Consider the following 21,859-nt stretch of genomic DNA (forward strand, 5'->3'; position numbering starts at 1 on the left):
TTTAGTCCATAAATGGACCCCAGGATGGCTGACGCACATCAGACCCTGGAATGCTTAATACCTGCTTGGAGTTGCCGTCTACTGAGACTGCCGCCAATACCCGCTTGCCACCGACTTTGGTGGAATAAAGGACGTAGCGCCCATTCGCAGCAAAAGAAGGGGACTCATCGCTGGTGCCATCTGTTAAAGCTTGTGAGTCGCCAGTTGCTAGATTGAGGATGTAAAGACGGAAGGCTCCGCCAATGTTAGCGATATATGCCAAATACTTGCCGTCCGGTGAAATTCGCGGTGAAGTCACAAAACCTTGTTTGAACGTAATGCGTTTTGCACCTTCAACTTGCTCGCCTTCAGCGCCTATGCGGTAGATTTGTGGATTACCACCGCGGTCACTCGTGAAGTAAATATAACGACCGTCTGCAGAATATTGCGGCTCTGTATCAATCGTACGACCACGAGTAAGGCGGTGAAGTCCACTGCCGTCCGCATTAATGCCGTAGATCTGAGTGTTGCCATCTTTTGAGAGTGATACGGCTAATTTCTTACCATCAGGAGACCAAGCTGGCGCACTGTTATTACCCTTTTGGTTCGATAGGGAAATGCGGCGACCAGTAGCGAGCTCGTGAACATAAATCACTGGCTTGCGATCTTCGAAGGACACATAAGCCACTTTCTTACCATCAGGCGACCATGATGATGAGATGATGGGCTCACCACTACTCATGGCGTTGCGAATATTTTGACCATCCGCATCGGAAATCACGAGGCGATAACGTTTACCCTCTTTGATAACGTAGGAGAGGCGAGTAGAAAATATGCCACGCTCACCTAGCAACTTAAAGATGATGTCATCGGCAATCTTATGTCCGGCAGCACGTAAGTTGTCGGCGCTAGTGTTGATATCTAAACCGCCCAAGCTTTCGGATTTACGAATATCAAAAAGCTTATAGTGAATCTCAAACTGAGACGGACCAGTTTGCATAACTGAGCCAACCGCCAATGCATCAGCGCCACGTGCAGACCAAGACTTATAGTTCGGAGTGCCTTCATCACTTTCGCTGGCATTACCGTTCTCAGTATTTTTAAAGTAACCACTACGTGCCAAGTCTTGGCGAATGATTTCAGTAACGCTGGTAGGGAGCTTATTCTCATCCTTAAAGCGCATCACGGCGATGGGGTAGAGCGACTGACCTACTCCAGTGATTTCAATACTCATCTGGGCATGACTCTGAAGACTAGCAATACTTAAGCCGAGAGTCATAACCCACAAAAAGGTCTTGGTATAAGAGCGTGTGATATTTTTGATCATGTCTAGTAAATTACTTCGGTTTGAGTTTAAGTTCAGGTGTCAGGGTTGGAAATTGACCATTGTCGTCTTTAGGTAGACTTTGTGTTGCATCAATTGCGCTCAGGACAGCTTGATCCCAAGCGTTATCGTCGCTGCTCGAAGTCATCACTCTCATCAAGATGGCACCATCTGGAGCAAGCTTTACCTGAACAATAGTTTGCTTATTGCCTTTGAAAGAATCGGCATTAAAGGTGATATTGGCGCGAACCTTTTTAATGACCTTATCGCTCCATCCAGGAGGCGCAGTCCCTCCGGCACCAACGCCGCTTCCGACAGAACCGCCAGTGCCACCATCTTTGGCTGCCATTCCTCTAAGACTAGCAATATTGGCTTCTCGCCTCTTATCTGCTTCTGCATTGGCTTTAATTTGCGCAGGAGTTAGAGCGGCTGGTTTAGGTGCTTCTGCTTTTTTAGGCTTCTCTTTTTCAACCTTCTTTTTCTTGATGGCGATGTCAGCTGCTTCTTCTTTCATCTCTGTTTTAATTTCAGGAACGACAGGAGTTTCTACCTGCTGACTGGCATCCCATAGCTCCACTTCCACTCCTGAGGGGGTGGAGTTGTTCCAGCTAATGCCGATTACCAAAAATGCAAGTAAACCTAAGTGCGCAGCAAGTGAGAGACTGAAAGCGCGTTTAGTACTTTCATTTTTAGTCAGGCGGCCTCGAGAAAAGGTCGAGTGAAAAGTCTGTGCGCTATTCATGAATAAAAGACAAAGAGGCTTACTGACTCTTCACTGCAAGGCCAACACGCTTCACGCCATTTTCTTTTAGCTTGGACATCACATCCATCACGACTTCGTATTTAATGGATTTATCTGCAGCAAGCACAACCGGTTGTTCGGCGGACTTCTCTGCTTGTGAGCGTGCAAACGCTCCGAGCTCAAATTTATTTAAAGTCTGAACAGGATCACCATCTTTGCGCACGATGACATTTTCATTGGCATCAATCGTTAAAAAGACGGGAGGCAAAGATTGTACTTTTGCACCACCTACTGTTGGTAGATTAACGACGCCAGGATTGACCATCGGCGCAGTCACCATAAAGATGACCAGCAATACCAACATCACATCGATGTAGGGCACCACATTGATGTCGGCCATTGCCCGACGCTTAGAGGATTTTCTGAGTGAGCCAGCCATGCTTATTTGCCTGCAGTCTGACGTTGCAAGATATTAGTGAACTCTTCAATAAAGGTTTCAAAACGAATTGCCAGGCGATCCACATCGGTTGCGGCGCGGTTATAGGCAACCACCGCAGGGATAGCGGCAAACAAACCGATAGCGGTAGCGATCAGCGCCTCTGCAATACCTGGGGCTACTGCCGATAAGGTGGCGTTCTGGACGTTAGCTAAGCCGCGGAAGGAGTGCATGATGCCCCAAACGGCGCCAAAGAGGCCGATATAAGGGGAGACTGAACCTACGGAGGCTAAGAAGGGTAGATTGGCTTCTAGCATGTCTATTTCTCGCTGGTAGGTCGCTTTCATGGCACGGCGGGCGGCGTCGATTTCACGAACTTTCATGAACTCCTGCATTCCTGCTTCAAAGATATGCTCTAAAACGGCATCGCTACGGGTATTGTGCTGGGCGGCGTTCAAAAGAGTGTTGAGGTCGCCACCGGACCAAAAGTCCCGCTCAAAACGCTCGGTATCTTGTCTTACGCCCCGCAAAATGGCGGTTTTCTTAAAAATGATGGTCCAAGAGGCTACAGACATGCTCAGTAATAACAACATTACTAACTGGACTAATGGGCTGGCATTAAGGACTAGGGAGAGGAATGAGAGGTCTTGTGTGGTGGTCATGGTGGATTTTGTATGATGTAGGTTGATTTTACTAAGTTAATTCACTCAGCAATACAACTTCATCAGGATTATGACCATGTTTAACTGCCAAAACACTTTAGCTAAAACTGACCCCGAATTGTGGGCAGCGATTCAGAATGAAAATAAGCGTCAGGAAGACCATATTGAGCTGATTGCTTCTGAGAACTACACCTCCCCAGCAGTCATGCAGGCACAGGGCTCTCAGTTGACCAATAAGTATGCTGAAGGCTATCCAGGTAAGCGTTATTACGGTGGTTGTGAGTTCGTGGACGTTGCTGAGCAATTGGCGATTGACCGCGTTAAGGCCTTGTTTGGCGCTGAAGCAGCAAACGTTCAGCCGCATTGCGGTGCATCTGCCAACCAAGCAGTCTTCTTGGCTTTCTTGAAGCCTGGCGATACCTTCATGGGTATGAGTTTGGCTGAAGGTGGTCATTTGACTCACGGCATGGCTCTCAATATGAGCGGTAAGTGGTTCAATCCAATCGCTTACGGCTTAGATAAAAATGAAGAGATCGATTACGAGCAAATGGAACGTTTGGCTCGTGAGCACAAGCCAAAATTAATCATTGCTGGTGCATCTGCATATTCCAGAAAAATTGATTTCGAGCGCATCGGTAAGTTAGCTAAGGAAGTAGGCGCGATTTTTATGGTGGATATGGCGCACTACGCAGGCTTAGTTGCTGCAGGTGTATATCCAAATCCAGTGCCACATGCTGATATCGTGACTTCAACAACGCATAAGAGTTTGCGCGGCCCACGTGGCGGCATTATCTTGATGAAGGCTGAGCATGAGAAAGCCATTAACTCTGCGGTATTCCCTGGCTTGCAAGGCGGCCCTTTGATGCATGTGATCGCTGGTAAGGCGGCAGCATTTAAAGAGGCGCAAGAGCCTGGCTTTGTTGATTATCAAAAGCAAGTAGTAGCTAATGCTAAAGCTTTGGCAGAGACATTAATTTCTCGTGGCTTACGCATTGTTTCTGGTGGTACAGATTCACATGTGATGTTGGTGGATTTGCGCGCCAAGAAAATGACTGGTAAAGAAGCTGAGCGCGTATTAGGCGAGGCACATATCACTTGCAACAAGAACGGCATTCCGAATGATCCGGAAAAACCAATGGTGACGAGTGGTATTCGTTTGGGCTCACCAGCAATGACAACACGTGGCTTTAAAGAGGCTGAGGCGCGTCAAGTTGGTAATTTCATTGCGGATGTTTTAGATAATCCAAATGATGCTGACAACATCGCCAAGGTTCGTGCGCAAGTGGCTGAGTTGACCAAGCGTTTCCCTGTTTACGGTTAATGCAAATAACCCACCAAACTAAAACATAAAGAAGAGCTACATTGCGCTGCCCCTTTTGCCATAACGACGATACCCAGGTTCTAGATACCCGGGTATCGGACGAAGGCGATACCATTCGCCGTCGCCGCCGTTGCTCAAAATGCGATAAACGATTTACGACTTACGAGCGTGTTGAGCTCGTATTGCCGGCGATCGTTAAGAAGAACGGTAGTCGTGTTGAGTACAGTCATGAAAAGTTAGTCAGCTCAGTTAAGCTGGCTTTACGTAAGCGCCCAGTCTCTTCTGACTCAGTTGATGAATCTATTGCCCGGATTGAAGAGAAATTGCTCAGTCTTGGTGAAAAAGAAATCCCGAGTGAACGCGTAGGTGAGCTAGTAATGCGAGAACTCAAGCGCCTGGATAAAGTGGCCTACATTCGTTTCGCCTCGGTCTATCGAAGCTTTGCGGATATCGAGTCTTTTGAGAGTGCGCTGAAAGAGTTGAAGTAATGTCCTTACAAAATAACTTCCAATCCTTTTCTCTCTATTAGTGACAAGAGTTTTAAAGATGTTCCGCTAGGTTTTTTATCGCCAGCCTCCCATTTCTGAATTGTCGATAGGCTAGTGTTGATTGCTAAGGCAAAGACAGCCTGACTCAAATGGGTCTTGTTCCGTAGTTGCTTGATGCGTTTGGCTGTCATTGGTTTTACCTCTAGATGCCGCAAAGCCTCGAATTCTTCCATACTTTTTTTAGTGATAACGCCGGCTTTATGAAGACCCCTTACGGTATCCGTCATCTCTTCAATAATTCGACTTTTTGATTTATTAAGCATTGTTTGTTAGCTCCTTTAGTTCTCCAGCAAGGATTGCTTCTTCGATATCTTTATCAGTTAGGTGAAGCAGTCTATTTGCTGCGCCTTGTAAATGAACCAGCTCATCATCATCAATGTTATCTTTTTCATTTTTCACGAAGCCAAAAATAAAAAACCACTTCCTAAAAATTTTTCCTGCTACCAGCGTTCTTGCCCCCGCCCTTTTCCCCATGCCTGGCAGGGCAATTCTTTTCTTAAAAACATTCCCACCAAGATCTGCATCAACGAGGCCCGCCTCCATTTCCGCAACTGCGAAGAGTAGATCTTCATCTTTTAGGTCAGTTTTTCTCATCCACCTATTAAAAGTTTTTGTCTTGAAGGTACGTTTTTTGGTCATAAAAAACTATACCACTAAGTACGTTAGTTAAATAATACCCCTTTTCTTGACAAAGAAAAAAGGGGGGGGGCTGCAAAAGCAGCCCCTTTAATTGATAAATATGAGTTATTTCAGTTCTGCAAAGGTTGAAGCAGTAATGTCCTCAACGTTTCCAGTGCCACTGACTTTGCGATAGGCAGGTGCCTTCACTTTATCAGCAGGGTTGTTTTGAGTGGCCCAAGTGGAGTAATACTCTACTAATGGACGAGTCTGATCGTTGTACACCTGTAAGCGCTTGCGAACAGTTTCTTCTTTGTCATCATCACGCTGAATTAAGTCTTCACCAGTTACATCATCTTTGCCTTCAACTTTTGGTGGGTTAAAGGTGATGTGATAAGTGCGACCTGAAGCTGGGTGCACGCGACGACCGCTCATGCGATTAATGATGGCATCAAATGGCACATCAATCTCTAGCACATAGTCGATTGGCACACCCGCATCTTTCATGGCTTGCGCTTGAGGGATGGTTCTTGGAAAACCATCAAACAAATAACCCTTACTGCAATCAGGCTGAGTTAAGCGATCTTTGACTAAGCCAATGATGATGTCGTCAGAAACGAGGCCACCGGCATCCATAATTTTTTTAGCAGCAATGCCAAGTTCTGTTCCAGCCTTAACAGCAGCGCGCAACATATCGCCTGTCGAGATTTGTGGAATAGCAAATTTTTCGCAAATGAACTGAGCTTGTGTTCCTTTGCCAGCACCTGGTGCACCGAGCAGAATCAACCGCATTGTTTTCCCCTTAGAAGACCCTCATTGTCCCGTATTTTTTCGGGATCCTTTGTAACTAATTCCTAGGATTATCCCCGAGAACCCTGAGATAACCAGATTCTGGGCTAGTTGGCCAAGATGCGGCGGACCCGCTCGAGGTCTTCAGCTGTGTCAACCCCTGCTGGCGGAGCTTCGCTGGCAGTATTGACTGCAATCCGGTAGCCGTTCCAGAGGGCGCGAAGCTGTTCTAGGGCCTCTGCCTGTTCTGGTGGCGCTGGCTCAAGGCGGGTGTAAGCCTGCAAAAAGTCAGCTCGGTAGGCATAAATGCCTAGATGGCGTAGGTGGGTCACTTTGAGCGATGTCTCCGTATCCCGCACAAAAGGAATAGTGGCTCTTGAGAAATAGAGTGCCTCATTGGAGCGATTAAGGACCACCTTAACAACATTGGGATTCGTGATTTCAGCTTCATCTGTAATGGGTACGGCAACAGTTGAAATCGCGCAGGCGGCATTGTCAGCTAAAGTTTGGGCAACTTGATTGATCAGTTCTGGCGGAATGAGGGGTTCATCACCTTGGACATTGACGACTAAGGTATCTGCTGGAAGCTTTAACAGTTGTGCCACTTCTGCAATGCGGTCTGTACCAGTGGGGTGGTCTGGGCTGGTTAATAAACACTCGATACGATGTTCATCGCATGCCGCTTGAATTTCTGGTGAATCGGTTGCGACCACAACACTTTGCGCATTAGATTGCTGCGCGCGCTCAGCCACACGAATCACCATCGGCTTGCCACCAATATCGGCGAGGGGCTTACGAGGTAAACGAGTTGAACCCAGTCTGGCAGGAATAACAACTAAAAATTCAGGTGGTTTAGGAGTTTGAATACTCATTCGCTAGATTGCGCTTAATCAACAATTAATTGATTTCATCGGCAGTAAGGCTGCGAGCCTCATCAACCAGCATCACTGGGATGTCATTACGAATGGGGTAAGCCAAGCGATCGGCTTTGCAAATGAGCTCGTGTTTTTCGGCATCCAAATGCAAAGTGCTTTTGCATAAAGGGCACACTAAAATTTTGAGTAAGCGCTTGTCCATATTTAATCTTTGCTCTTTTTATAAAGTGTATCGATTTGGATCGGGTCTTTGCAAAATAGACTGCAACCAATCTGCTAATGTATTTGGGATCTTCAGGTTCATTGGAACAACCCAAATACGTTCGTCCTGTATTGAGGTGCATTTTACGGCATCCTTCTCCGTAATCAGGATGCATTTCGCATTAATGGAGGTAAAAAACTCTGGGGTGTAGCTGGCGTGATCAGCTAAGCCAATACATTTTCCAGAAATGCCTTGTTTCAGTAAATCATCAAAAAAGCGTTGGGGATTGCCAATGGCTGCGACAGTGGTGATCTCATTGGGAAGATGTGCATCTGCAATAGCTTCTAGAGATTGTTTATTGCTAGGGCAATTTAGTTGATAGGGTGTGCCTAGTTGGCTAGAGAGTGTAAATGCGCGGCGACCTAAAAAGTATTCATCTACTGGAGTTGCGCTTGTATTTGCGTCTGTCATCAAAGTGGCATCTCGCTCTCGAGATGCGGGCTCACGCAGGGGTCCAGCAGGCAGTAAAAAGCCATTGCCTTCACCGCGTTGATCACGCACTACAAATTCAATATCACGACCCCCTTCGCGAGCAGGCCAACGTACCAAGCTACGATGTTGCAAACCATCATCGCTGATGATGACGTTCACCGAGGGACTGCTTCTTAAGAGCGAGCGAATACTTCTGATCCGTTTTGGATGAACCCAAATTGGAAATTGATCTTGTGTACGTTTGGCAATGAGAACGGGCTCATCACCTACTTCTACGGGATTGGAATCGCTACTCACTTGCTGGGGGGAATTTGATGCAGGAGCGCCATAACCTCTGCTAATAATTCCGGGTTTCCACCCCATGCTTGCAAGTCGTTCTGCTAGCGCAATGACGATGGGGGTTTTGCCCGTACCTCCCACCCGAATATTACCAACGATGATGATGGGCACAGCTTGCGGCTTATTTTTTCCTAAGTTCAGATCATTGACTAAATCTAAAGCTTGATTGACCCAACCATAAATCTTAGATAAGGGCCAAAGCAACAGACTTGTTGGCCCCCGTCTTTCCCAAAATTGGGGAGCTTTATTAAATAAAGTCGATTTTTTTAGAGATGACATTAAAGGCGATTTGTTGAGCTCAATATTTCTAATGTGCTGAATTTATTTCTTCGTAGTTTGACTGCTAAACACAATATTAGATAGCTTGGCGTCGCGCGCAGCCTCTAAGGCGCTCATGACTGCCTGGTGGGGCGCTTTAGCATCTGCATCGATATTGACCTGGATGGCATCGTCTTTATTTAGTGCATTGAGGCTATTACTCAGTTGGCTCCGGTCAGTTACCTTGCCATTTATAGTAAAGCGCCCATCGCGACTGACTGCAATATGAATTTGTTTCACCTCTGGCTGGCTTGCTGCGCCATTGGCTGTGGGCAGGGTGATAGCTAGCTCTTGATAGCGCGTGAAGGTCGTGGAGATCATTAAAAAGATCAGCACGACCAGCAATACGTCAATAAAAGGAATGAGATTGATCTCGGGCTCTACTGAGGATGAGCGAACCCCTAATGAAAATTAGCCTCGGTACTGAAGCTTATTTTCTAGCCAACTCATTTTGTATCCGTAGAAGATGGATAGAGTTTTTTAAATAATTGGCGGGTAAATTCTTCGCATTCATGTTGGCGTTGATTTGCCATAGCTCGGAGACCACGCTATGCAGCTAAAGCAGGAATCGCAATCAATAATCCAAAAGCCGTGTTGTAGAGGGCAATAGAGATGCCATGTGCCAATTGTTGTGGGCTACCGACACCCTGACTGCCAAAAATTTCAATCATGCCGACAACGGTGCCAAATAAACCCAGCAGGGGTGCGACTGTCGCGATGGTAGCTAGCGCACCTAAATAGCGATCCAGCTCTAGCCAGGTTGACTGAGCGCTTGCTTGTAACTCTTCTAAAGCGGAGTCTGCAGAGCTGCCAGAGGCTTTTTCACGAAGGATGCAGGCAAAAAGTGAGCCCACGAGGGAAAGTTGGCTTATGGCGCTAATCTCATGCTCTGAAACTACTTTTTGCTGAGAAAGAGCATTGGCCAGGCCAAATACTGTTTCCAGACTATCTTTGGGGAAAATATGAATTTGGCGCAAATACCAAGCCCGTTCCAGAATGATGGCCAGTCCGATAACCGAGATAATGAGTAGGGGCCAAATAGGCCAGCCAGCAGACAGTAAGATTGAGTACATAAGCTCAGTACTTTAGCTGAATTAAAAATGGGTTTTAAGGAAGCGATCCTGTGGATAACTCTGTGCAAAACTTTTTAGTAAAAGTCGTGTAAATCCTTGATTGATGGTGAATACGAGTGATTTGTGCTTGAATATAGATAAAGAGACCTTAAAAATTACCTATATAAATCAATGACTTAAATTATTAATGTTGGATTTATGAGACGTTTGGGGTCAGTAATTACTTACTTATGAGAGTTAAACCTAGGGTGTATGGGTTTCTGTGGATATTTATTGCTTGCTAGACCTGATGGCTGTGTAGAAAAAGAGAAAAAATGTCCGAAATATCTAGAGAAATTCTGAGTGTTGGTGATCTAAACCGCGCTATTGCTAGCTCTATAGAGGAGCGCCTTGATGCTGTATGGGTTAGCGGGGAGATTTCCAATTTCAAGGCCTATGACAGTGGACATTGGTATTTTTCCCTGAAGGATGAAGAGGGGCAGATTCGCTGTGTGATGTTCCGCGGCCGTAATGGGCAAGTCGGATTTATGCCTCAATCTGGGGATTTAGTAGAAGTCGCTGCCAATGTGGGTTTCTATGTTCCCCGGGGTGACATTCAGCTCACGGTGCAAAGCATGCGTCGTGCAGGCATGGGTGGCCTTTATGAAGCTTTTTTGAAGCTGAAGGCCAAACTCGCCAAAGAGGGCCTATTTGATGTTGAGAACAAGCGTCCCATCCCGACACATCCGAGATCGATTGGCATTATTACTTCGCCGCAAGCAGCAGCTCTCAAAGATGTATTGAGCACATTAGCTAGAAGAGCGCCCCATATTCCGATTGTGATTTACCCAACCTTAGTACAAGGACCAGATGCGCCTGCTGGAATTATTTCTGCGCTGAAGGCCGCTGAAAAAGAAAATGCAGTCGATGTGATTTTGTTAGTACGCGGTGGCGGAAGTATTGAAGATCTTTGGGCGTTCAATGATGAGCAGCTGGCTTACGCTATCGCGCAGTCATCTATCCCAATTGTGAGCGGCGTTGGACATGAAACCGATGTCACGATTGCTGACTTTGTTGCAGACTTGCGTGCACCCACTCCTACCGGTGCGGCAGAATTGGCGGCACCAAGACGGGATCAAATGCTGCAAGAGCTAGATGCCATCATGCAAGCATTGCTGCAAAGAGTGAGTCAGCGAGTAGAGCGCGAAGCGCAAACCTTAGATCAATTGGCTTTGCGTCTCAGTCATGCCTTACCCAACCCTGATCGCATGCGCGAGCAAATCAGCGGCTGGCAAAAACGACTCAATCAAGCATGGCTAGTGAGGGTTGAAAATTGGAAACGTGATCAAAGCCATTTCCAATCCCAGCTTGAAATGCTGAACCCGCAAAGAACGCTAGAGCGTGGGTATGCAGTCATCTTGAGTAAAGAAGAGCAAGCAATGCATGCAGCAAGAAGTCCCAATGAGCTCAACACGGAAAGCCTATTTGAAGTACGTCTGGCAGAGGGGCGAGTAGAGGTGGAGTTTTCAAAAATCAGTCACGCTGATAAATAACCACAATACATTTGCGTATATGTATATCTATGCTATACAATATATAATGATGAATGATTAAATCTTTTAGACATAAAGGTTTGGAGTTATTTTTTCAAACTGGAAAAAAGACCGGGATACAGTCTTCCCATTCAAATAAATTGAGTAGACAGTTGGCTAGATTGGATGAAGCCACATGTTGGGAGGATGTCAATATTCCTGGGTGGAGACTGCATTTGCTCTCAGAAACACTAAATAATCATTACTCATTAGCGGTGAGTGGCAATTGGAGAATTACTTTTAAATTTGATGATAAAGATGTCATATTGCTCGATTATCAGGATTACCATTAAGCGATAAGTTTAGGAATACAAAACATGAGAAAAATGCATAATCCACCTCACCCGGGGTTGATCATTAAAGAGGACATTCTCCCCGCATTGGGCATGAGCGTAACTGAGGCTGCAGACCAGCTGGGCATTACACGCGTCGCACTTTCCCGTGTAATTAATGGGAAGGCTGCTATTTCTCCAGATATGGCTTTACGTATTGAGAAATGGCTGGGCGTTAAAAACGGTGGCAGTGCAGATATTTGGCTAAGCCAGCAGGCGACATACGATTTATGGAAAGCGAGAAAATTGGGTGTGCCAAAGGTAAAGTCAGTTGGCGTTATTCTTGACCTTGTTTTAGCTTAGACTTTGTGGCGGCTGATTTAGAAAGATCAACTAAACGCTCACCATCAATTGCAGCGCTCGGTTTTGGCCAATCCTTGCCATTATCAATATAGAGGGATAGCCCAGTCTCAAGTGCATCAACCGCATTTTCGAGCGCCTCTTTTTCATTTGCTCCAAACGTAATTGCTTCTGGCACATCCCTAAACATGACTAAGATATAGGAGCCATCTTTTGTAAGTCTTGCGGGGTATTGGGGCATCACGCTATCGTACTGCCAGTAATTATGCTCGATATAAAGGTGGTTATTCGATATTTTGCTAAAGAATATTTGGCTCAATCTCGAGCTGCACTCCGAATTTTCCTAATACTTCTTCTCGAATGCTTTTTGCAAGATTGAGGATATCGGTTGATGTCCCGCCACCATGATTTACGAGAACTAGTGCTTGATATTTATAAACACCGACGGGGCCAACACGTTTGCCTTTGAAGCCGCATTGATCAATCAACCATCCGGCCGCCAACTTACGTTTGCCATTGCTATCTGGGTAAGAAACCAGATTCGGAAATTGCTTAATCAGTTGCTCACATTGTTCAGTGCTGACAATCGGGTTTTGGAAAAAACTTCCAGCATTGCCAATAACCTTGGGGTCTGGCAATTTTTTAGATCGGATAGCACATACGGCATCAAAAATTTGTCTAGCACTTGGGCTGGATTTTGAATTGCTAAATTGTTTGGCAAGGTCTGCGTATTGAAGTCGTGGCTCCCAAGCTTTTGTGATTTTAAAAACGACCTTTGTCACGATAAATCGATTGGGATGTTGCTTGAAGTAGCTATGGCGATAGGCAAACTGGCAGGCCTCTTGCGGGAGAGTGACAAAGGCATGGGCCGCAGAATCAAATGCTTCGATGCTGTCGATGTATTCGCCTATCTCAACACCGTATGCCCCAATGTTTTGAATGGGTGCGGCACCGACAGTGCCCGGTATGAGGGCGAGGTTTTCTAGTCCGGGTAAATTTTGATCCAGTGTCCAAGCAACAAACTCATGCCAATTGACTCCAGCGCCTACGGAGAGCCATGAATATTCTTGATCGGACTTAAATATTTCCCGGCCCAGAATATTGATGAGCAGAGTTGCTCCAGGCAAAGACTCTGGAGGAATCACATTACTTCCGCCGCCCAATACGCGCCAGGCAAGTTTTTTATCCCCAAGCTCTTTCATGAGAATTGGTAACTGATCCGCGGATGTGATCTCGTACGCCAATTCGGCTGTGGAATCCAGGCCAAAGCTGTTCAGGTGCTTGAGTCCCAAATTGGGGGTCAATTTTGCTGGATTGGGCGCATTTTTCGCGGAGTTCATGCCACAATCTTATTCGTGTTCGAGTTTCTGCCGGTAATTTATGGAAAAACTCGAAAAGTGACAATGCAATGCTTGAATTTGCAGAATTCATTACCCAGATTATTTAAGGAGTTTGAGATGCCCTCATTTGACGTAGTGTGTGAGCCTGACATGATTGAGTTGAAAAACGCAATCGAGCAATCCAATAAAGAAATTACCAATCGTTTTGACTTTAAAGGCTCCGATAGCCGAGTTGAGCAAAAGGATGAGACCTTGATCTTGTTTGGTGATGACGACTTTAAGTTGGGCCAGGTACGCGATGTCTTAATTAGCAAGATGGCTAAACGTAATGTTGATGTGCGTTATCTCAAAGATGACAAAACCGAGACCATTGGCGGTGATAAGCGCAAGCAAACCATGAAGATCCAAAAAGGAATTACCTCCGAGTTATCCAAGAAGGTAGTGCGTATCATTAAGGACAGCAAGATCAAAGTGCAGGCCAGTATTCAGGGTGATGCAGTGCGCGTAACAGGCACTAAGCGCGATGATTTGCAAGAAACGATGGCATTGCTCAAAAAAGAAGTCAGCGAGGCTCCATTAGGCTTTAATAACTTCCGTGACTAATTGACTGTATGAACACAAAATCGCCCAGAAAAGCCAAGGCTATTCCCGTCTTTTGTAGCGAAAGCGAGGAACGTGCTTTTTGGAAGACGCAAGATGCTTCTAAATACTTTGATTTGTCTAGGGCGATTCAACCCTCCCTTGTTAATTTAAAACCTAGCAATGGTCGGTACTCGAAACCAGCACCCTGATATTCCTCTATTGAGTGCCGAAGCCATTGAGCGATTCTGTGATGCTTGTTGGTTGGAGGATGGATTGGCACAAAACAGTTTGTCCGCCTATCGCCGAGATCTATTGCTCTTGGCGCAGTGGCTTTTTAAAGAATCAGGTGCCGATCTCTACAGTGTGTCGGAAAAAGATCTCACTGCTTACATTGCGCATCGACGCGCAGATAAAGCAACCACTGCTAATCGTCGACTGACGGTATTCAAGCGCTTTTATCGTCATGCTCTGCGCATGAATTTGGTAAAAAGCGACCCCTGCATTGGTTTACGTGCTGCTAAGCAGGCACTACGTTTCCCTAAGACCTTAAGTGAAGATCAGGTTACTGCTTTGCTGAATGCCCCCGATGTGGAAACTTCACTTGGATTGCGTGATCGCACGATGCTCGAATTAATGTATGCAAGTGGTTTGCGTGTTTCTGAGATTGTCTCTTTAAAGACCATCGCCTTGGGTTTGAATGAAGGGGTGATTCGAGTTATTAACGGTAAGGGTGGCAAAGAGCGCTTAGTACCTTTTGGTGGAGAGGCAGGTCAGTGGTTACGTCGCTATCTAGCTGAAGCAAGAATACCTCTCTTGGAGGGTAAGACTTCAGATGCCGTATTTGTGGGGCGCCATACAGGCACTGGTTTAACTCGTCAGGCTTTCTGGGCGCTGATAAAGCGTTACGCCACGATTGCCAACATCCCCGTAGCTTTATCGCCCCATACCTTGCGCCATGCTTTTGCTACCCATTTACTCAACCATGGAGCCGATTTACGGGTGGTGCAGCTTCTCTTAGGCCATGCCGATATCTCTACTACACAGATCTATACCCACGTTGCTAGAGAGCGCCTGAAGTCGATCCATCAGCAACATCATCCTAGAGGCTCTTAACCAGCATTTCCAGAGGGGCATTGCTGCAACATGTCTTTAATTTAGGTCTCAACCCAGTTCTCAAGAGCAAGGTTTGCAACCCTTTTAAATTCATGTAAATTATTCGTGACTAGAATAAGCCCCTGGCTAATTGCATGGGCGGCAATATGAATATCGATCTCACCAATAACTTCACCTTTTTTCTCTAGCGCCGCTTTAATTTGGCCGTAGTGTTGAGAAGTTTTTGCGTCATAAGGGAGAACTTCGAGATGGCTAATGAATTCCTCTATAGCCTCTAAATTCTTATCAACGTTGGGACTTTTCTCCGCGCCATAAATTAATTCAGATAAGGTGATGCTTGAAATTGCCATCCGACTCGCATTCGTGTTGAACATCTTTAATACTTCGACTGGTCTGCGCTTGAGTACGTATATAACAATATTGGTATCCAATAAATACTTGAGCATTACAGGTCTTTCCGCTTAACCGGTTTTTGTTCCCCGCGTTCATTCATAAAGTCATTTGATACGGATGGTCCACTTAGGAAAAAGTTATCCCAAGTGTTTTCAAGTGGCGTAATTATTCGCTCACGACCGCGAATACGGACAATGACTTTTTTTACCTCATCCGGTAAACGGGCTTCTGCCGGCAATCTAACTGCTTGGCTACGATTGTTTGTAAATACCGTGGTGATTGCTATGGACATAACGCTCTCCTTATGTATATAGCAATAGTATATAGTATTTCAGTCAGGATTAGCAATCTAAAAAATAACCAGCTAGATAAGTGATTAAGATATCCCCATGAATTTAACTTTAGATCTATTGTTGATTCCGATTGCCTACCTGATTGGTTCCATCTCTTTTGCGGTAGTGGTGAGTAAGTGCATGCGTTTGCCTGATCCCCATTCTTATGGCTCTGGTAACCCGGGCGCAACCAATGTTCTCAGAACGGGTAACAAGCTGGCAGCGGTACTCACTTTGTTTGGCGATGCCTTAAAGGGTTATTTCGCAGTCATGTTGGCAAGAGTATTGCTCGGCGATGAATCTTTGACATCCACACTCAGCTCTTGGTTGTTATGTGGCGTGGTGATTGCGGTGTTCTTGGGTCACCTGTTTCCAATCTTCCATGGCTTCAAAGGCGGCAAAGGTGTTGCGACTGCCTGCGGCATTTTGTTTGGTATTAATTGGGTCTTGGGTTTAGCAACTTTAAGTACCTGGATCATTGTGGCGATGTTTATGCGCTACTCATCTTTAGCTGCTTTGGCGGCTGCTGTATTTGGCCCAATCTATTTTGTATTTTTGTTTGGCTTTCAGCCGATAGGCATTGCGCTGCTCGTAGTTTGTCTTTTATTGATCTGGCGCCATCGTAGCAACATTCACAATCTGATGAATGGCAAAGAAAGTCGTATTGGTTCCAAGAAAAAAGGACAGTCATGACCATTGCATATTGGTGCGTTCTCTTCATGGGATTGTTTCCCTATGTAGCGGCAGGCATTGCTAAGAAGGGTTTTGAGGGTTATGACAATGGTATGCCTAGACAATGGCTTGCCAAGCAGACGGGATTTCAGGCGCGAGCTAATGCGGCCCAAGTCAATCTTTTTGAATCTCTCCCATTCTTTTTCGCGGCTGTTGTGATTGCTTCTATAGCTAACGCTCCACAACACAGGGTTGATCTGCTAGCAATTGGATTTGTTGTAGCACGCATCGCCTACCTGATTTGTTATGTCGCTGATTGGCCAACAACGCGATCTATTGTTTGGCTTGCTGGCTTGGCTTGCGTAGTAGCAATCTTCTTTCAGATTTAAAGAATAAAAACTAATTTACAAAATTCATCGAGACAATATATATGCCCACCAAAAAAACGCCTGCGAAGACAGTTGCCAAGACTCCTGCCAAAAAGGCCTTAAGCATCAAGCCTGCCAAGAAAGTAGCTGCCAAAAAAAGTGATTCTGGCACACCATTGTCTGTAGTGATTCGTCGACGCATTGAGGCGCAAAAGGCGCGCTTTCATGCGAATGACAATATCTCTAAATTCATTCAACCTGGTGAGTTGGAGGGCTTGGTAGATGAAGTGGCAGAAAAGATGCAGGCTGTTTTAGAAAGCTTAGTCATTGATACAGAGAGTGATCACAACACCAAAAATACCAGCCAGCGTGTGGCTAAGATGTTTGTGAAGGAAGTATTTAATGGTCGTTATGTTGAACAGCCCACACTTACTAAGTTTCCGAATGTGAGTCGCCTCAATGAGTTGATGATCATTGGCCCCATTACTGTTCGTAGTGCTTGCTCCCACCATCTTTGCCCAATCATGGGCCATATTTGGATCGGCGTATTGCCAAGTAAAGAGTCGGCCTTGATTGGTTTATCAAAGTACTCACGCTTAACTGAATGGGTCATGTGTCGTCCACAGATTCAGGAAGAGGCAGTAGTGGAGTTAGCAGATATGCTGGAGAAAAAAATTAAGCCGATTGGTGTTGCGATCGTGATGGATGCAGATCACTTCTGTATGCAATGGCGTGGTGTAAAGGATCGCGATTCCAAGATGGTCAATAGTGTGATGCGTGGCGCCTTCTTGAAAGACTCTAATTTGCGTAGAGAATTTTTATCACTTTTAGATAAGCTATAAGCAGTGGTATTGAAGAGAACCCTGTTGAGAAGTTGCATTGGCATTTGTCTCATTTACGCTTTGCTTGGGTGCTCTCTGTATCCAGACGTTAATAAAGACCCAGCCAAAAACAATAAGGCGACCTTTCAGCGTGATGCGATAGATTGCGCTCAGGCTTACCCCGAGGCTGGTTCTGGAGTTCACGTAAGGCAACGCATTAACTGTATGAATCTAAAGGGGTGGTATTAAACTTCTGCCACGTGGGCGTACAACCTCAATAATTTTTCTTTGAGAACAATTCTCAAGTAAAAATCTATATAAATCAATCACTTATATAGCCTGTATTGGATTCAATCGATCTGATCTATGATCCATTCAGATATAAATTTTGTTCCATTTCACTTACTGGAGTCCATATGAAAAATAGTCGTCGTCAATTTATGATTTTGTCTGCTGCTGGTGCCTGCACCTTGGCTTTGAACGGTAAAGTTCAGGCTCAAGCCATGGTTGCTGAAACTGATCCACAAGCCACTGCCTTGGGTTACAAAGCTGACGCCTCAAAAGTAGATAAAGCAAAGTTTCCAAAATATGCTGCTGGCCAACATTGTGATAACTGCGCCTTGTACCAAGGCAAAGCTGGCTCAGCTGCCGGTGGTTGCTCTTTGTTTGGCGCTAAACAGGTTGCTGGTAAAGGCTGGTGCTCTGCCTACGCTAAGAAGGCTTAATTATTGCTAGAAATTTGATTCACCCTCTTGGGGGTGCTCAGTAAAAACGTCACCTAATGGTGACGTTTTTGTTCTCTAGGTCAGAGTTGTTGGAGGTTTATCATCCCACCAAGATGAAGCGCACCCTTCAGAATTTCCTTAAACACTACTCCTTCTATTTGGAGTGGAGATCAACCTGCCGTAGCTTGGGTTGAGCGAATTCGCTCCGTTTTTGGTGCCTTTATCGGTCTTATGTTAGTGCTCACTATCTCTAAATACCTTGGTGAGCTTGGTGGTTTAGATGAATGGCTGATGGCATCCCTGGGTGCCAGTGCTCTATTGGTTTTTGCCTTACCAGGCAGCCCAATGGCTCAGCCTTGGGCGGTGATAGCTGGCAATACGCTGTCTGCCTTAGTTGGTATATCGATCATCCATGTAGTTCAAGAGCCGCTCATTGCCATGCCACTGGCGGCCAGTCTTTCCATCTTAGGGATGTTTATCTTGCGTTGTCTGCATCCGCCAGCAGCTGCAGTCTCGCTTATTGTGGTTCTGGGGCATGTCTTTCACTATCGGTATGCCTTTTTCCCAGTCATGATTGATTCAGTGCTCTTGGTGGTGGCTGGGGCAATTTATAGTAATTTGACAGGCAAAAAATACCCTAATCGACCTTCTTAGTCCTTGGAGGTAGGGATAAAAAAAGGGGGTAAATATCCCCCTCAAAGCCTTATTTGATTTTGCCGGCTGCAATAGAGGCCTTGCAGTCCAAGATGGCGTAATTTTGATACTTACCCGCATTTTCTTTACGAATGGACTGCCCGCATTCGGTTAGCGAGTTGCGTAGATTAATTTTGGGAATATTACCTGTAGACATTGTGGACTCCAAATAGTTGTTATTGACAAAAAATGAGGGTGATTCACCCTAATCAAAGTGTGCGCTATCTTGCGCTCCCTACATTTTAATAAATTTGTAGGATTTTGCGTATTTCGATAAATTAGGGCGGATTACCAAACCCCTATAAAATTGGGGCATCTTTACAAAAAGCATAAAGGTTTTGCAGGCCCTATGGCAAAAGCCAACTCAGCAACTTCAGTGATTCCCGTCATTTTGTGTGGTGGCTCGGGAACTCGCTTATGGCCTTTATCCCGTTCTGGCTTTCCAAAGCAGTTTTTAGTGCTTTCTGGCGATGGTTCAAATCAAAGCCTATTTCAGCAAGCAATTGCAAGAATCAATGCAATTAACCAGGGTATGGCAGATATCCGCCTTGGTTCCACTTTGGTGGTTACCAATGAAGAACACCACTTTTTAGCTCTAGATCAATTGCGGGAGCTTGGGGATATTAAGGCCACGTTACTGCTAGAGCCAGTTGGTCGCAATACCGCACCTGCACTGACCTTAGCGGCATTAGCGGCTACTGATTTGGCTATACATCCCTCTGATGTTCAAAACGATCCGATTTTAGTCATTACTCCTGCAGATCAAACCGTGCAAAACCAAGCGCGTTTTGTAAAGGCTCTGCAAGATTGTGTAGAGCTTGTGAGGGCAGATCAGTCAAAGAAAACCATCGCCATTTTAGGTATTACACCAACAGCCCCTGAAACGGGTTATGGCTACATTAAAACAAATGCTAAAAGTAATGAGGCCGGCAAAAAGTCAGGGGAATTTACGGTTGAGCGCTTTGTTGAAAAACCCAATGCACAGACTGCGCAGCAGTACCTGGAAGAGGGCGGATATTTTTGGAATGGCGGTATGTTTGTTTTGCGTGCCAGCACTTGGTTAGCAAGCCTACAAGAATTTCGTCCCGACATTTTTAATGCCACTCAAAAAGCATGGAATGCCAAGACGATTGATCAGTCTGGTCAAACCATGTTTGTGCGCCCCGACCCAAGTCTTTTTAATGCAATTCCTAGCGAGTCCATTGACTATGCCGTGATTGAAAAGTGCCCCAGTAACCATGGACAAATGCAGTTCCCAATAAAGATGGTGGAGCTTAACGCTGGCTGGAATGATCTAGGGGCTTGGGATGCGGTATGGCAAGTGGGTAAGCAAGATAGTCAGAGCAATGTCACTAGCGGTGATGTACTGATTAGCAACTCAAAGAATTCTTTAATCCACTCTAGTGGTCGTTTGGTGAGTGCTGTTGGAGTGGAGAGTCTCATTATTGTGGAGACGGCAGATGCAGTCTTGGTTGCCGATAGAAAAAATAGCCAAGATGTGAAAAATATCGTCAATCAACTGGAACAGCAAAAACGCGAAGAAAAGAACTTACATCGCAAGGTTGCTCGTCCATGGGGCTGGTATGACTCAGTAGATGAGGGTGAGCGCTTTAAGGTCAAGCGTATTCAGGTAAAACCAGGCGCCAGCCTATCATTACAAATGCATCATCATCGAGCGGAACATTGGATTGTGGTGAGAGGCACGGCTGAAATTACCAACGGAGAAAAAGTGATTCTCTTAACGGAAAACCAGAGTGCCTACATTCCACAAGGGCAAACCCATCGCCTAGCTAATCCAGGGAAAACTCCTTTAGAAATCATTGAAGTGCAGTCTGGTAGCTATTTAGGTGAGGACGATATTGTGCGTTTTGAAGATCGCTACGGTCGTACCTCATGAGTGCAAATCAACAAGCAGTACAAAAGCCAACAGCCCTCATTTGTGGGGTTAGCGGTCAAGATGGCAGTTACTTGGCCCAATTGTTGTTAGACAAGGGCTATGCAGTTTTTGGTACTTCACGAGATGCTCAGGGCTCCAGCTTCTCTAATCTTCAAAAGCTGGGTATTAAAGATCAAATTTCTTTTATCTCAATGATTCCAGAAGACTTTCGCAGTGTCTTAGCCGCACTCCGAAAAAGTCAACCGGACGAAGTTTATTATTTGGCTGGCCAATCGTCCGTTGGCCTATCTTTTGAGCAGCCCGCTGAAACAATTCAAAGCATTACTCTAGGCGCCCTGAATGTCTTAGAGGCTTGTCGCATGATGGATAAGAAAATCAAAATCTATCATGCTGGTTCGGGAGAATGCTTTGGTGATACCCATGGCGAGCCAGCTAGCGAGGCTACCCCTTTTTATCCGATGAGCCCTTATGCGGTTGCCAAGTCATCAGCCTATTGGTTAGTCAACAACTACCGTGATGCCTATGGCTTATTTGCCTGTACCGGTATTTTGTTTAATCATGAGTCACCTTTGCGCCCTGAGCGCTTTGTGACGCAAAAAATCATTCGCGCAGTCAAGTGTATTGCTCAGGGCAATAATGAAAAATTAAAACTAGGTCGCTTAGATATTGCTAGGGACTGGGGATGGGCTCCTGAGTATGTCGAAGCGATGTGGCTCATGCTACAACAAGAGCAGCCGCAAGACTTTGTGATTGCGACGGGCACTACCATTACCCTGGAAGAATTCGTGAAAACCGCATTTGAGCAAGCCAATCTCAATTGGCAAGACCATGTGGTTCAAGATCCTAGTTTCTTTAGGCCAACAGATTTGGCGATTGGCAAGGCCGACCCAAGTTACGCATTAAAAATGCTTGGTTGGAAGGCTTCGACCTGTGGCGCTAAAGTAGTTGAAAAAATGTACCAATCTTTATAATCAGTTGAGTGCATTACGCACGATTTCATTG

At 45.6% G+C, this 21,859-nt stretch carries 33 protein-coding genes; 16 read left to right on the plus strand and 17 right to left on the minus strand.

Annotated features, from left to right (window positions below):
- Position 1: 1 nt before the first annotated feature.
- From tolB to tolQ, 4 genes are read right to left on the minus strand one after another with little or no spacing between them, the layout of a single operon-like run.
- Positions 2 to 1,306, minus strand: coding sequence for a Tol-Pal system beta propeller repeat protein TolB (gene tolB, locus DXE44_RS00865; RefSeq protein ID WP_415064953.1), 1,305 nt, complete (start codon positions 1,304 to 1,306; stop codon positions 2 to 4).
- 10 nt (positions 1,307 to 1,316) lie between these two features.
- Positions 1,317 to 2,045: a cell envelope integrity protein TolA gene (gene tolA / locus DXE44_RS00870; RefSeq protein ID WP_114651894.1), complete on the minus strand. Its 729-nt coding sequence runs from the start codon at positions 2,043 to 2,045 to the stop codon at positions 1,317 to 1,319.
- A 19-nt stretch (positions 2,046 to 2,064) separates the two neighbouring features.
- Positions 2,065 to 2,484, minus strand: a complete 420-nt coding sequence (locus DXE44_RS00875; protein ID WP_114651896.1) for an ExbD/TolR family protein — start codon at positions 2,482 to 2,484, stop codon at positions 2,065 to 2,067.
- Between the two features lie 2 nt (positions 2,485 to 2,486).
- Positions 2,487 to 3,143 (minus strand): protein TolQ, encoded by a 657-nt coding sequence (gene tolQ / locus DXE44_RS00880; RefSeq protein WP_114651898.1) that lies wholly within the window; start codon positions 3,141 to 3,143, stop codon positions 2,487 to 2,489.
- A 76-nt stretch (positions 3,144 to 3,219) separates the two neighbouring features.
- Between tolQ and glyA the strand changes: the two genes are divergently transcribed.
- A complete protein-coding gene (gene glyA / locus DXE44_RS00885; protein ID WP_114654295.1) occupies positions 3,220 to 4,464 on the plus strand; it encodes a serine hydroxymethyltransferase in 1,245 nt (414 codons plus the stop codon).
- A 41-nt stretch (positions 4,465 to 4,505) separates the two neighbouring features.
- Positions 4,506 to 4,952: a transcriptional regulator NrdR gene (nrdR, locus tag DXE44_RS00890; protein ID WP_114651900.1), complete on the plus strand. Its 447-nt coding sequence runs from the start codon at positions 4,506 to 4,508 to the stop codon at positions 4,950 to 4,952.
- Positions 4,953 to 4,957: 5 nt separating this feature from the next.
- Here nrdR and DXE44_RS00895 read toward each other — a convergent pair whose 3' ends face one another.
- The 8 genes from DXE44_RS00895 to DXE44_RS00930 form a co-directional block, all read right to left on the minus strand.
- Positions 4,958 to 5,275 carry a helix-turn-helix domain-containing protein gene (locus DXE44_RS00895; protein ID WP_114651902.1) on the minus strand — a complete coding sequence of 106 codons (318 nt, stop codon included), beginning with the start codon at positions 5,273 to 5,275 and terminating at the stop codon, positions 4,958 to 4,960.
- The gene (locus DXE44_RS00900; protein WP_114651904.1) at positions 5,268 to 5,651 is read right to left on the minus strand and encodes a type II toxin-antitoxin system RelE/ParE family toxin; all 384 of its coding nucleotides are present in this window, start codon (positions 5,649 to 5,651) and stop codon (positions 5,268 to 5,270) included. The genes DXE44_RS00895 and DXE44_RS00900 overlap by 8 nt, the downstream gene beginning before the upstream one ends.
- Positions 5,652 to 5,756: 105 nt before the next feature.
- Positions 5,757 to 6,422: an adenylate kinase gene (gene adk / locus DXE44_RS00905; RefSeq protein WP_114651906.1), complete on the minus strand. Its 666-nt coding sequence runs from the start codon at positions 6,420 to 6,422 to the stop codon at positions 5,757 to 5,759.
- Between the two features lie 104 nt (positions 6,423 to 6,526).
- Entirely contained in the window at positions 6,527 to 7,291 is a 765-nt protein-coding gene (kdsB, locus tag DXE44_RS00910; RefSeq protein WP_114651908.1) for a 3-deoxy-manno-octulosonate cytidylyltransferase, read from the minus strand.
- A 25-nt stretch (positions 7,292 to 7,316) separates the two neighbouring features.
- Positions 7,317 to 7,496, minus strand: coding sequence for a Trm112 family protein (locus DXE44_RS00915; protein ID WP_114651910.1), 180 nt, complete (start codon positions 7,494 to 7,496; stop codon positions 7,317 to 7,319).
- An 18-nt stretch (positions 7,497 to 7,514) separates the two neighbouring features.
- Positions 7,515 to 8,606 (minus strand): tetraacyldisaccharide 4'-kinase, encoded by a 1,092-nt coding sequence (gene lpxK / locus DXE44_RS00920; RefSeq protein WP_114651912.1) that lies wholly within the window; start codon positions 8,604 to 8,606, stop codon positions 7,515 to 7,517.
- Positions 8,607 to 8,648: 42 nt separating this feature from the next.
- Positions 8,649 to 9,017: an ExbD/TolR family protein gene (locus tag DXE44_RS00925; protein WP_114651914.1), complete on the minus strand. Its 369-nt coding sequence runs from the start codon at positions 9,015 to 9,017 to the stop codon at positions 8,649 to 8,651.
- Positions 9,018 to 9,193: 176 nt separating this feature from the next.
- Positions 9,194 to 9,718, minus strand: a complete 525-nt coding sequence (locus DXE44_RS00930; RefSeq protein WP_197712787.1) for a MotA/TolQ/ExbB proton channel family protein — start codon at positions 9,716 to 9,718, stop codon at positions 9,194 to 9,196.
- Between the two features lie 314 nt (positions 9,719 to 10,032).
- Between DXE44_RS00930 and xseA the strand changes: the two genes are divergently transcribed.
- From xseA to DXE44_RS00945, 3 genes are read left to right on the plus strand one after another with little or no spacing between them, the layout of a single operon-like run.
- Positions 10,033 to 11,250, plus strand: a complete 1,218-nt coding sequence (gene xseA, locus DXE44_RS00935; protein WP_114651916.1) for an exodeoxyribonuclease VII large subunit — start codon at positions 10,033 to 10,035, stop codon at positions 11,248 to 11,250.
- 53 nt (positions 11,251 to 11,303) lie between these two features.
- Positions 11,304 to 11,582 (plus strand): type II toxin-antitoxin system RelE/ParE family toxin, encoded by a 279-nt coding sequence (locus DXE44_RS00940; RefSeq protein ID WP_114651917.1) that lies wholly within the window; start codon positions 11,304 to 11,306, stop codon positions 11,580 to 11,582.
- A gap of 24 nt (positions 11,583 to 11,606) precedes the next feature.
- Positions 11,607 to 11,924 carry a HigA family addiction module antitoxin gene (locus DXE44_RS00945; RefSeq protein ID WP_114651919.1) on the plus strand — a complete coding sequence of 106 codons (318 nt, stop codon included), beginning with the start codon at positions 11,607 to 11,609 and terminating at the stop codon, positions 11,922 to 11,924.
- On the opposite strand, the gene DXE44_RS00950 is transcribed toward DXE44_RS00945, so the two are convergent.
- The gene (locus DXE44_RS00950; protein WP_114651920.1) at positions 11,899 to 12,162 is read right to left on the minus strand and encodes a type II toxin-antitoxin system HicB family antitoxin; all 264 of its coding nucleotides are present in this window, start codon (positions 12,160 to 12,162) and stop codon (positions 11,899 to 11,901) included. The two genes, DXE44_RS00945 and DXE44_RS00950, sit on opposite strands and share 26 nt — an antisense overlap.
- A gap of 58 nt (positions 12,163 to 12,220) precedes the next feature.
- Complete coding sequence (gene murB, locus DXE44_RS00955) at positions 12,221 to 13,261, minus strand: UDP-N-acetylmuramate dehydrogenase (protein WP_114651922.1); 1,041 nt, start codon at positions 13,259 to 13,261, stop codon at positions 12,221 to 12,223.
- A 117-nt stretch (positions 13,262 to 13,378) separates the two neighbouring features.
- Between murB and DXE44_RS00960 the strand changes: the two genes are divergently transcribed.
- From DXE44_RS00960 to xerD, 3 genes are read left to right on the plus strand one after another with little or no spacing between them, the layout of a single operon-like run.
- Positions 13,379 to 13,864, plus strand: a complete 486-nt coding sequence (locus tag DXE44_RS00960) for a YajQ family cyclic di-GMP-binding protein (protein WP_114654296.1) — start codon at positions 13,379 to 13,381, stop codon at positions 13,862 to 13,864.
- 8 nt (positions 13,865 to 13,872) lie between these two features.
- Complete coding sequence (locus DXE44_RS11275) at positions 13,873 to 14,052, plus strand: CopG family antitoxin (protein ID WP_114651923.1); 180 nt, start codon at positions 13,873 to 13,875, stop codon at positions 14,050 to 14,052.
- On the plus strand, positions 14,024 to 14,956 hold the full coding sequence (xerD, locus tag DXE44_RS00970; RefSeq protein ID WP_114651924.1) for a site-specific tyrosine recombinase XerD: 933 nt from the start codon (positions 14,024 to 14,026) through the stop codon (positions 14,954 to 14,956). Before DXE44_RS11275 ends, xerD begins: the two co-directional genes overlap by 29 nt.
- A gap of 41 nt (positions 14,957 to 14,997) precedes the next feature.
- On the opposite strand, the gene vapC is transcribed toward xerD, so the two are convergent.
- Positions 14,998 to 15,402 carry a type II toxin-antitoxin system tRNA(fMet)-specific endonuclease VapC gene (gene vapC, locus DXE44_RS00975; RefSeq protein ID WP_114651925.1) on the minus strand — a complete coding sequence of 135 codons (405 nt, stop codon included), beginning with the start codon at positions 15,400 to 15,402 and terminating at the stop codon, positions 14,998 to 15,000.
- The gene (gene vapB, locus DXE44_RS00980; RefSeq protein ID WP_114651927.1) at positions 15,402 to 15,641 is read right to left on the minus strand and encodes a type II toxin-antitoxin system VapB family antitoxin; all 240 of its coding nucleotides are present in this window, start codon (positions 15,639 to 15,641) and stop codon (positions 15,402 to 15,404) included. Before vapB ends, vapC begins: the two co-directional genes overlap by 1 nt.
- 97 nt (positions 15,642 to 15,738) lie before the next feature.
- On the opposite strand from vapB, the gene plsY reads away from it, so the two are divergent.
- The 6 genes from plsY (at position 15,739) to DXE44_RS01010 (ending at position 18,921) form a co-directional block, all read left to right on the plus strand.
- Positions 15,739 to 16,374 (plus strand): glycerol-3-phosphate 1-O-acyltransferase PlsY, encoded by a 636-nt coding sequence (gene plsY / locus DXE44_RS00985; RefSeq protein WP_114651928.1) that lies wholly within the window; start codon positions 15,739 to 15,741, stop codon positions 16,372 to 16,374.
- Positions 16,371 to 16,742 (plus strand): MAPEG family protein, encoded by a 372-nt coding sequence (locus DXE44_RS00990; protein WP_114651930.1) that lies wholly within the window; start codon positions 16,371 to 16,373, stop codon positions 16,740 to 16,742. Before plsY ends, DXE44_RS00990 begins: the two co-directional genes overlap by 4 nt.
- A gap of 41 nt (positions 16,743 to 16,783) precedes the next feature.
- A complete protein-coding gene (gene folE / locus DXE44_RS00995) occupies positions 16,784 to 17,563 on the plus strand; it encodes a GTP cyclohydrolase I (protein WP_114651931.1) in 780 nt (259 codons plus the stop codon).
- Between the two features lie 24 nt (positions 17,564 to 17,587).
- Positions 17,588 to 17,791: a hypothetical protein gene (locus DXE44_RS01000; protein ID WP_231970519.1), complete on the plus strand. Its 204-nt coding sequence runs from the start codon at positions 17,588 to 17,590 to the stop codon at positions 17,789 to 17,791.
- 167 nt (positions 17,792 to 17,958) lie between these two features.
- Positions 17,959 to 18,267, plus strand: a complete 309-nt coding sequence (locus DXE44_RS01005) for a high-potential iron-sulfur protein (protein WP_114651934.1) — start codon at positions 17,959 to 17,961, stop codon at positions 18,265 to 18,267.
- Positions 18,268 to 18,498: 231 nt separating this feature from the next.
- On the plus strand, positions 18,499 to 18,921 hold the full coding sequence (locus DXE44_RS01010) for an HPP family protein (protein ID WP_197712788.1): 423 nt from the start codon (positions 18,499 to 18,501) through the stop codon (positions 18,919 to 18,921).
- Between the two features lie 49 nt (positions 18,922 to 18,970).
- Here the strand turns inward: DXE44_RS01010 and DXE44_RS10040 are convergent, their stop codons facing one another.
- Positions 18,971 to 19,117 carry a hypothetical protein gene (locus DXE44_RS10040; RefSeq protein ID WP_162785825.1) on the minus strand — a complete coding sequence of 49 codons (147 nt, stop codon included), beginning with the start codon at positions 19,115 to 19,117 and terminating at the stop codon, positions 18,971 to 18,973.
- 192 nt (positions 19,118 to 19,309) lie between these two features.
- On the opposite strand from DXE44_RS10040, the gene DXE44_RS01015 reads away from it, so the two are divergent.
- Both DXE44_RS01015 and DXE44_RS01020 read left to right on the plus strand, forming a co-directional pair.
- Positions 19,310 to 20,857: a mannose-1-phosphate guanylyltransferase/mannose-6-phosphate isomerase gene (locus DXE44_RS01015; protein WP_114654297.1), complete on the plus strand. Its 1,548-nt coding sequence runs from the start codon at positions 19,310 to 19,312 to the stop codon at positions 20,855 to 20,857.
- Entirely contained in the window at positions 20,854 to 21,828 is a 975-nt protein-coding gene (locus DXE44_RS01020) for a GDP-mannose 4,6-dehydratase (RefSeq protein ID WP_114651936.1), read from the plus strand. Before DXE44_RS01015 ends, DXE44_RS01020 begins: the two co-directional genes overlap by 4 nt.
- The last annotated feature ends 31 nt before the right edge of the window (positions 21,829 to 21,859 follow it).

This window comes from Polynucleobacter necessarius, assembly GCF_900095175.1.
Lineage (GTDB): Bacteria > Pseudomonadota > Gammaproteobacteria > Burkholderiales > Burkholderiaceae > Polynucleobacter > Polynucleobacter necessarius_I.

Bases quoted from the DNA above. Each gene is read 5' to 3' on its own strand.
- kdsB (WP_114651908.1), bottom strand. From the start codon at position 7,291: ATGAGTATTCAAACTCCTAAACCACCTGAATTTTTAGTTGTTATTCCT.
- DXE44_RS00875 (WP_114651896.1), bottom strand. From the start codon at position 2,484: ATGGCTGGCTCACTCAGAAAATCCTCTAAGCGTCGGGCAATGGCCGAC.
- murB (WP_114651922.1), bottom strand. From the start codon at position 13,261: ATGAACTCCGCGAAAAATGCGCCCAATCCAGCAAAATTGACCCCCAAT.
- xseA (WP_114651916.1), top strand. From the start codon at position 10,033: ATGTCCGAAATATCTAGAGAAATTCTGAGTGTTGGTGATCTAAACCGC.
- DXE44_RS00960 (WP_114654296.1), top strand. From the start codon at position 13,379: ATGCCCTCATTTGACGTAGTGTGTGAGCCTGACATGATTGAGTTGAAA.
- DXE44_RS01020 (WP_114651936.1), top strand. From the start codon at position 20,854: ATGAGTGCAAATCAACAAGCAGTACAAAAGCCAACAGCCCTCATTTGT.
- DXE44_RS00945 (WP_114651919.1), top strand. From the start codon at position 11,607: ATGAGAAAAATGCATAATCCACCTCACCCGGGGTTGATCATTAAAGAG.
- folE (WP_114651931.1), top strand. From the start codon at position 16,784: ATGCCCACCAAAAAAACGCCTGCGAAGACAGTTGCCAAGACTCCTGCC.
- DXE44_RS00895 (WP_114651902.1), bottom strand. From the start codon at position 5,275: ATGCTTAATAAATCAAAAAGTCGAATTATTGAAGAGATGACGGATACC.
- DXE44_RS00990 (WP_114651930.1), top strand. From the start codon at position 16,371: ATGACCATTGCATATTGGTGCGTTCTCTTCATGGGATTGTTTCCCTAT.
- DXE44_RS10040 (WP_162785825.1), bottom strand. From the start codon at position 19,117: ATGTCTACAGGTAATATTCCCAAAATTAATCTACGCAACTCGCTAACC.
- adk (WP_114651906.1), bottom strand. From the start codon at position 6,422: ATGCGGTTGATTCTGCTCGGTGCACCAGGTGCTGGCAAAGGAACACAA.
- DXE44_RS01005 (WP_114651934.1), top strand. From the start codon at position 17,959: ATGAAAAATAGTCGTCGTCAATTTATGATTTTGTCTGCTGCTGGTGCC.
- vapB (WP_114651927.1), bottom strand. From the start codon at position 15,641: ATGTCCATAGCAATCACCACGGTATTTACAAACAATCGTAGCCAAGCA.
- DXE44_RS01015 (WP_114654297.1), top strand. From the start codon at position 19,310: ATGGCAAAAGCCAACTCAGCAACTTCAGTGATTCCCGTCATTTTGTGT.
- glyA (WP_114654295.1), top strand. From the start codon at position 3,220: ATGTTTAACTGCCAAAACACTTTAGCTAAAACTGACCCCGAATTGTGG.
- xerD (WP_114651924.1), top strand. From the start codon at position 14,024: ATGGTCGGTACTCGAAACCAGCACCCTGATATTCCTCTATTGAGTGCC.
- tolA (WP_114651894.1), bottom strand. From the start codon at position 2,045: ATGAATAGCGCACAGACTTTTCACTCGACCTTTTCTCGAGGCCGCCTG.
- DXE44_RS01010 (WP_197712788.1), top strand. From the start codon at position 18,499: ATGTTAGTGCTCACTATCTCTAAATACCTTGGTGAGCTTGGTGGTTTA.
- tolB (WP_415064953.1), bottom strand. From the start codon at position 1,306: ATGATCAAAAATATCACACGCTCTTATACCAAGACCTTTTTGTGGGTT.
- DXE44_RS00930 (WP_197712787.1), bottom strand. From the start codon at position 9,718: ATGTACTCAATCTTACTGTCTGCTGGCTGGCCTATTTGGCCCCTACTC.
- DXE44_RS00900 (WP_114651904.1), bottom strand. From the start codon at position 5,651: ATGACCAAAAAACGTACCTTCAAGACAAAAACTTTTAATAGGTGGATG.
- vapC (WP_114651925.1), bottom strand. From the start codon at position 15,402: ATGCTCAAGTATTTATTGGATACCAATATTGTTATATACGTACTCAAG.
- DXE44_RS00915 (WP_114651910.1), bottom strand. From the start codon at position 7,496: ATGGACAAGCGCTTACTCAAAATTTTAGTGTGCCCTTTATGCAAAAGC.
- tolQ (WP_114651898.1), bottom strand. From the start codon at position 3,143: ATGACCACCACACAAGACCTCTCATTCCTCTCCCTAGTCCTTAATGCC.
- lpxK (WP_114651912.1), bottom strand. From the start codon at position 8,606: ATGTCATCTCTAAAAAAATCGACTTTATTTAATAAAGCTCCCCAATTT.
- DXE44_RS00940 (WP_114651917.1), top strand. From the start codon at position 11,304: ATGATTAAATCTTTTAGACATAAAGGTTTGGAGTTATTTTTTCAAACT.
- DXE44_RS11275 (WP_114651923.1), top strand. From the start codon at position 13,873: ATGAACACAAAATCGCCCAGAAAAGCCAAGGCTATTCCCGTCTTTTGT.
- plsY (WP_114651928.1), top strand. From the start codon at position 15,739: ATGAATTTAACTTTAGATCTATTGTTGATTCCGATTGCCTACCTGATT.
- DXE44_RS00950 (WP_114651920.1), bottom strand. From the start codon at position 12,162: ATGCCCCAATACCCCGCAAGACTTACAAAAGATGGCTCCTATATCTTA.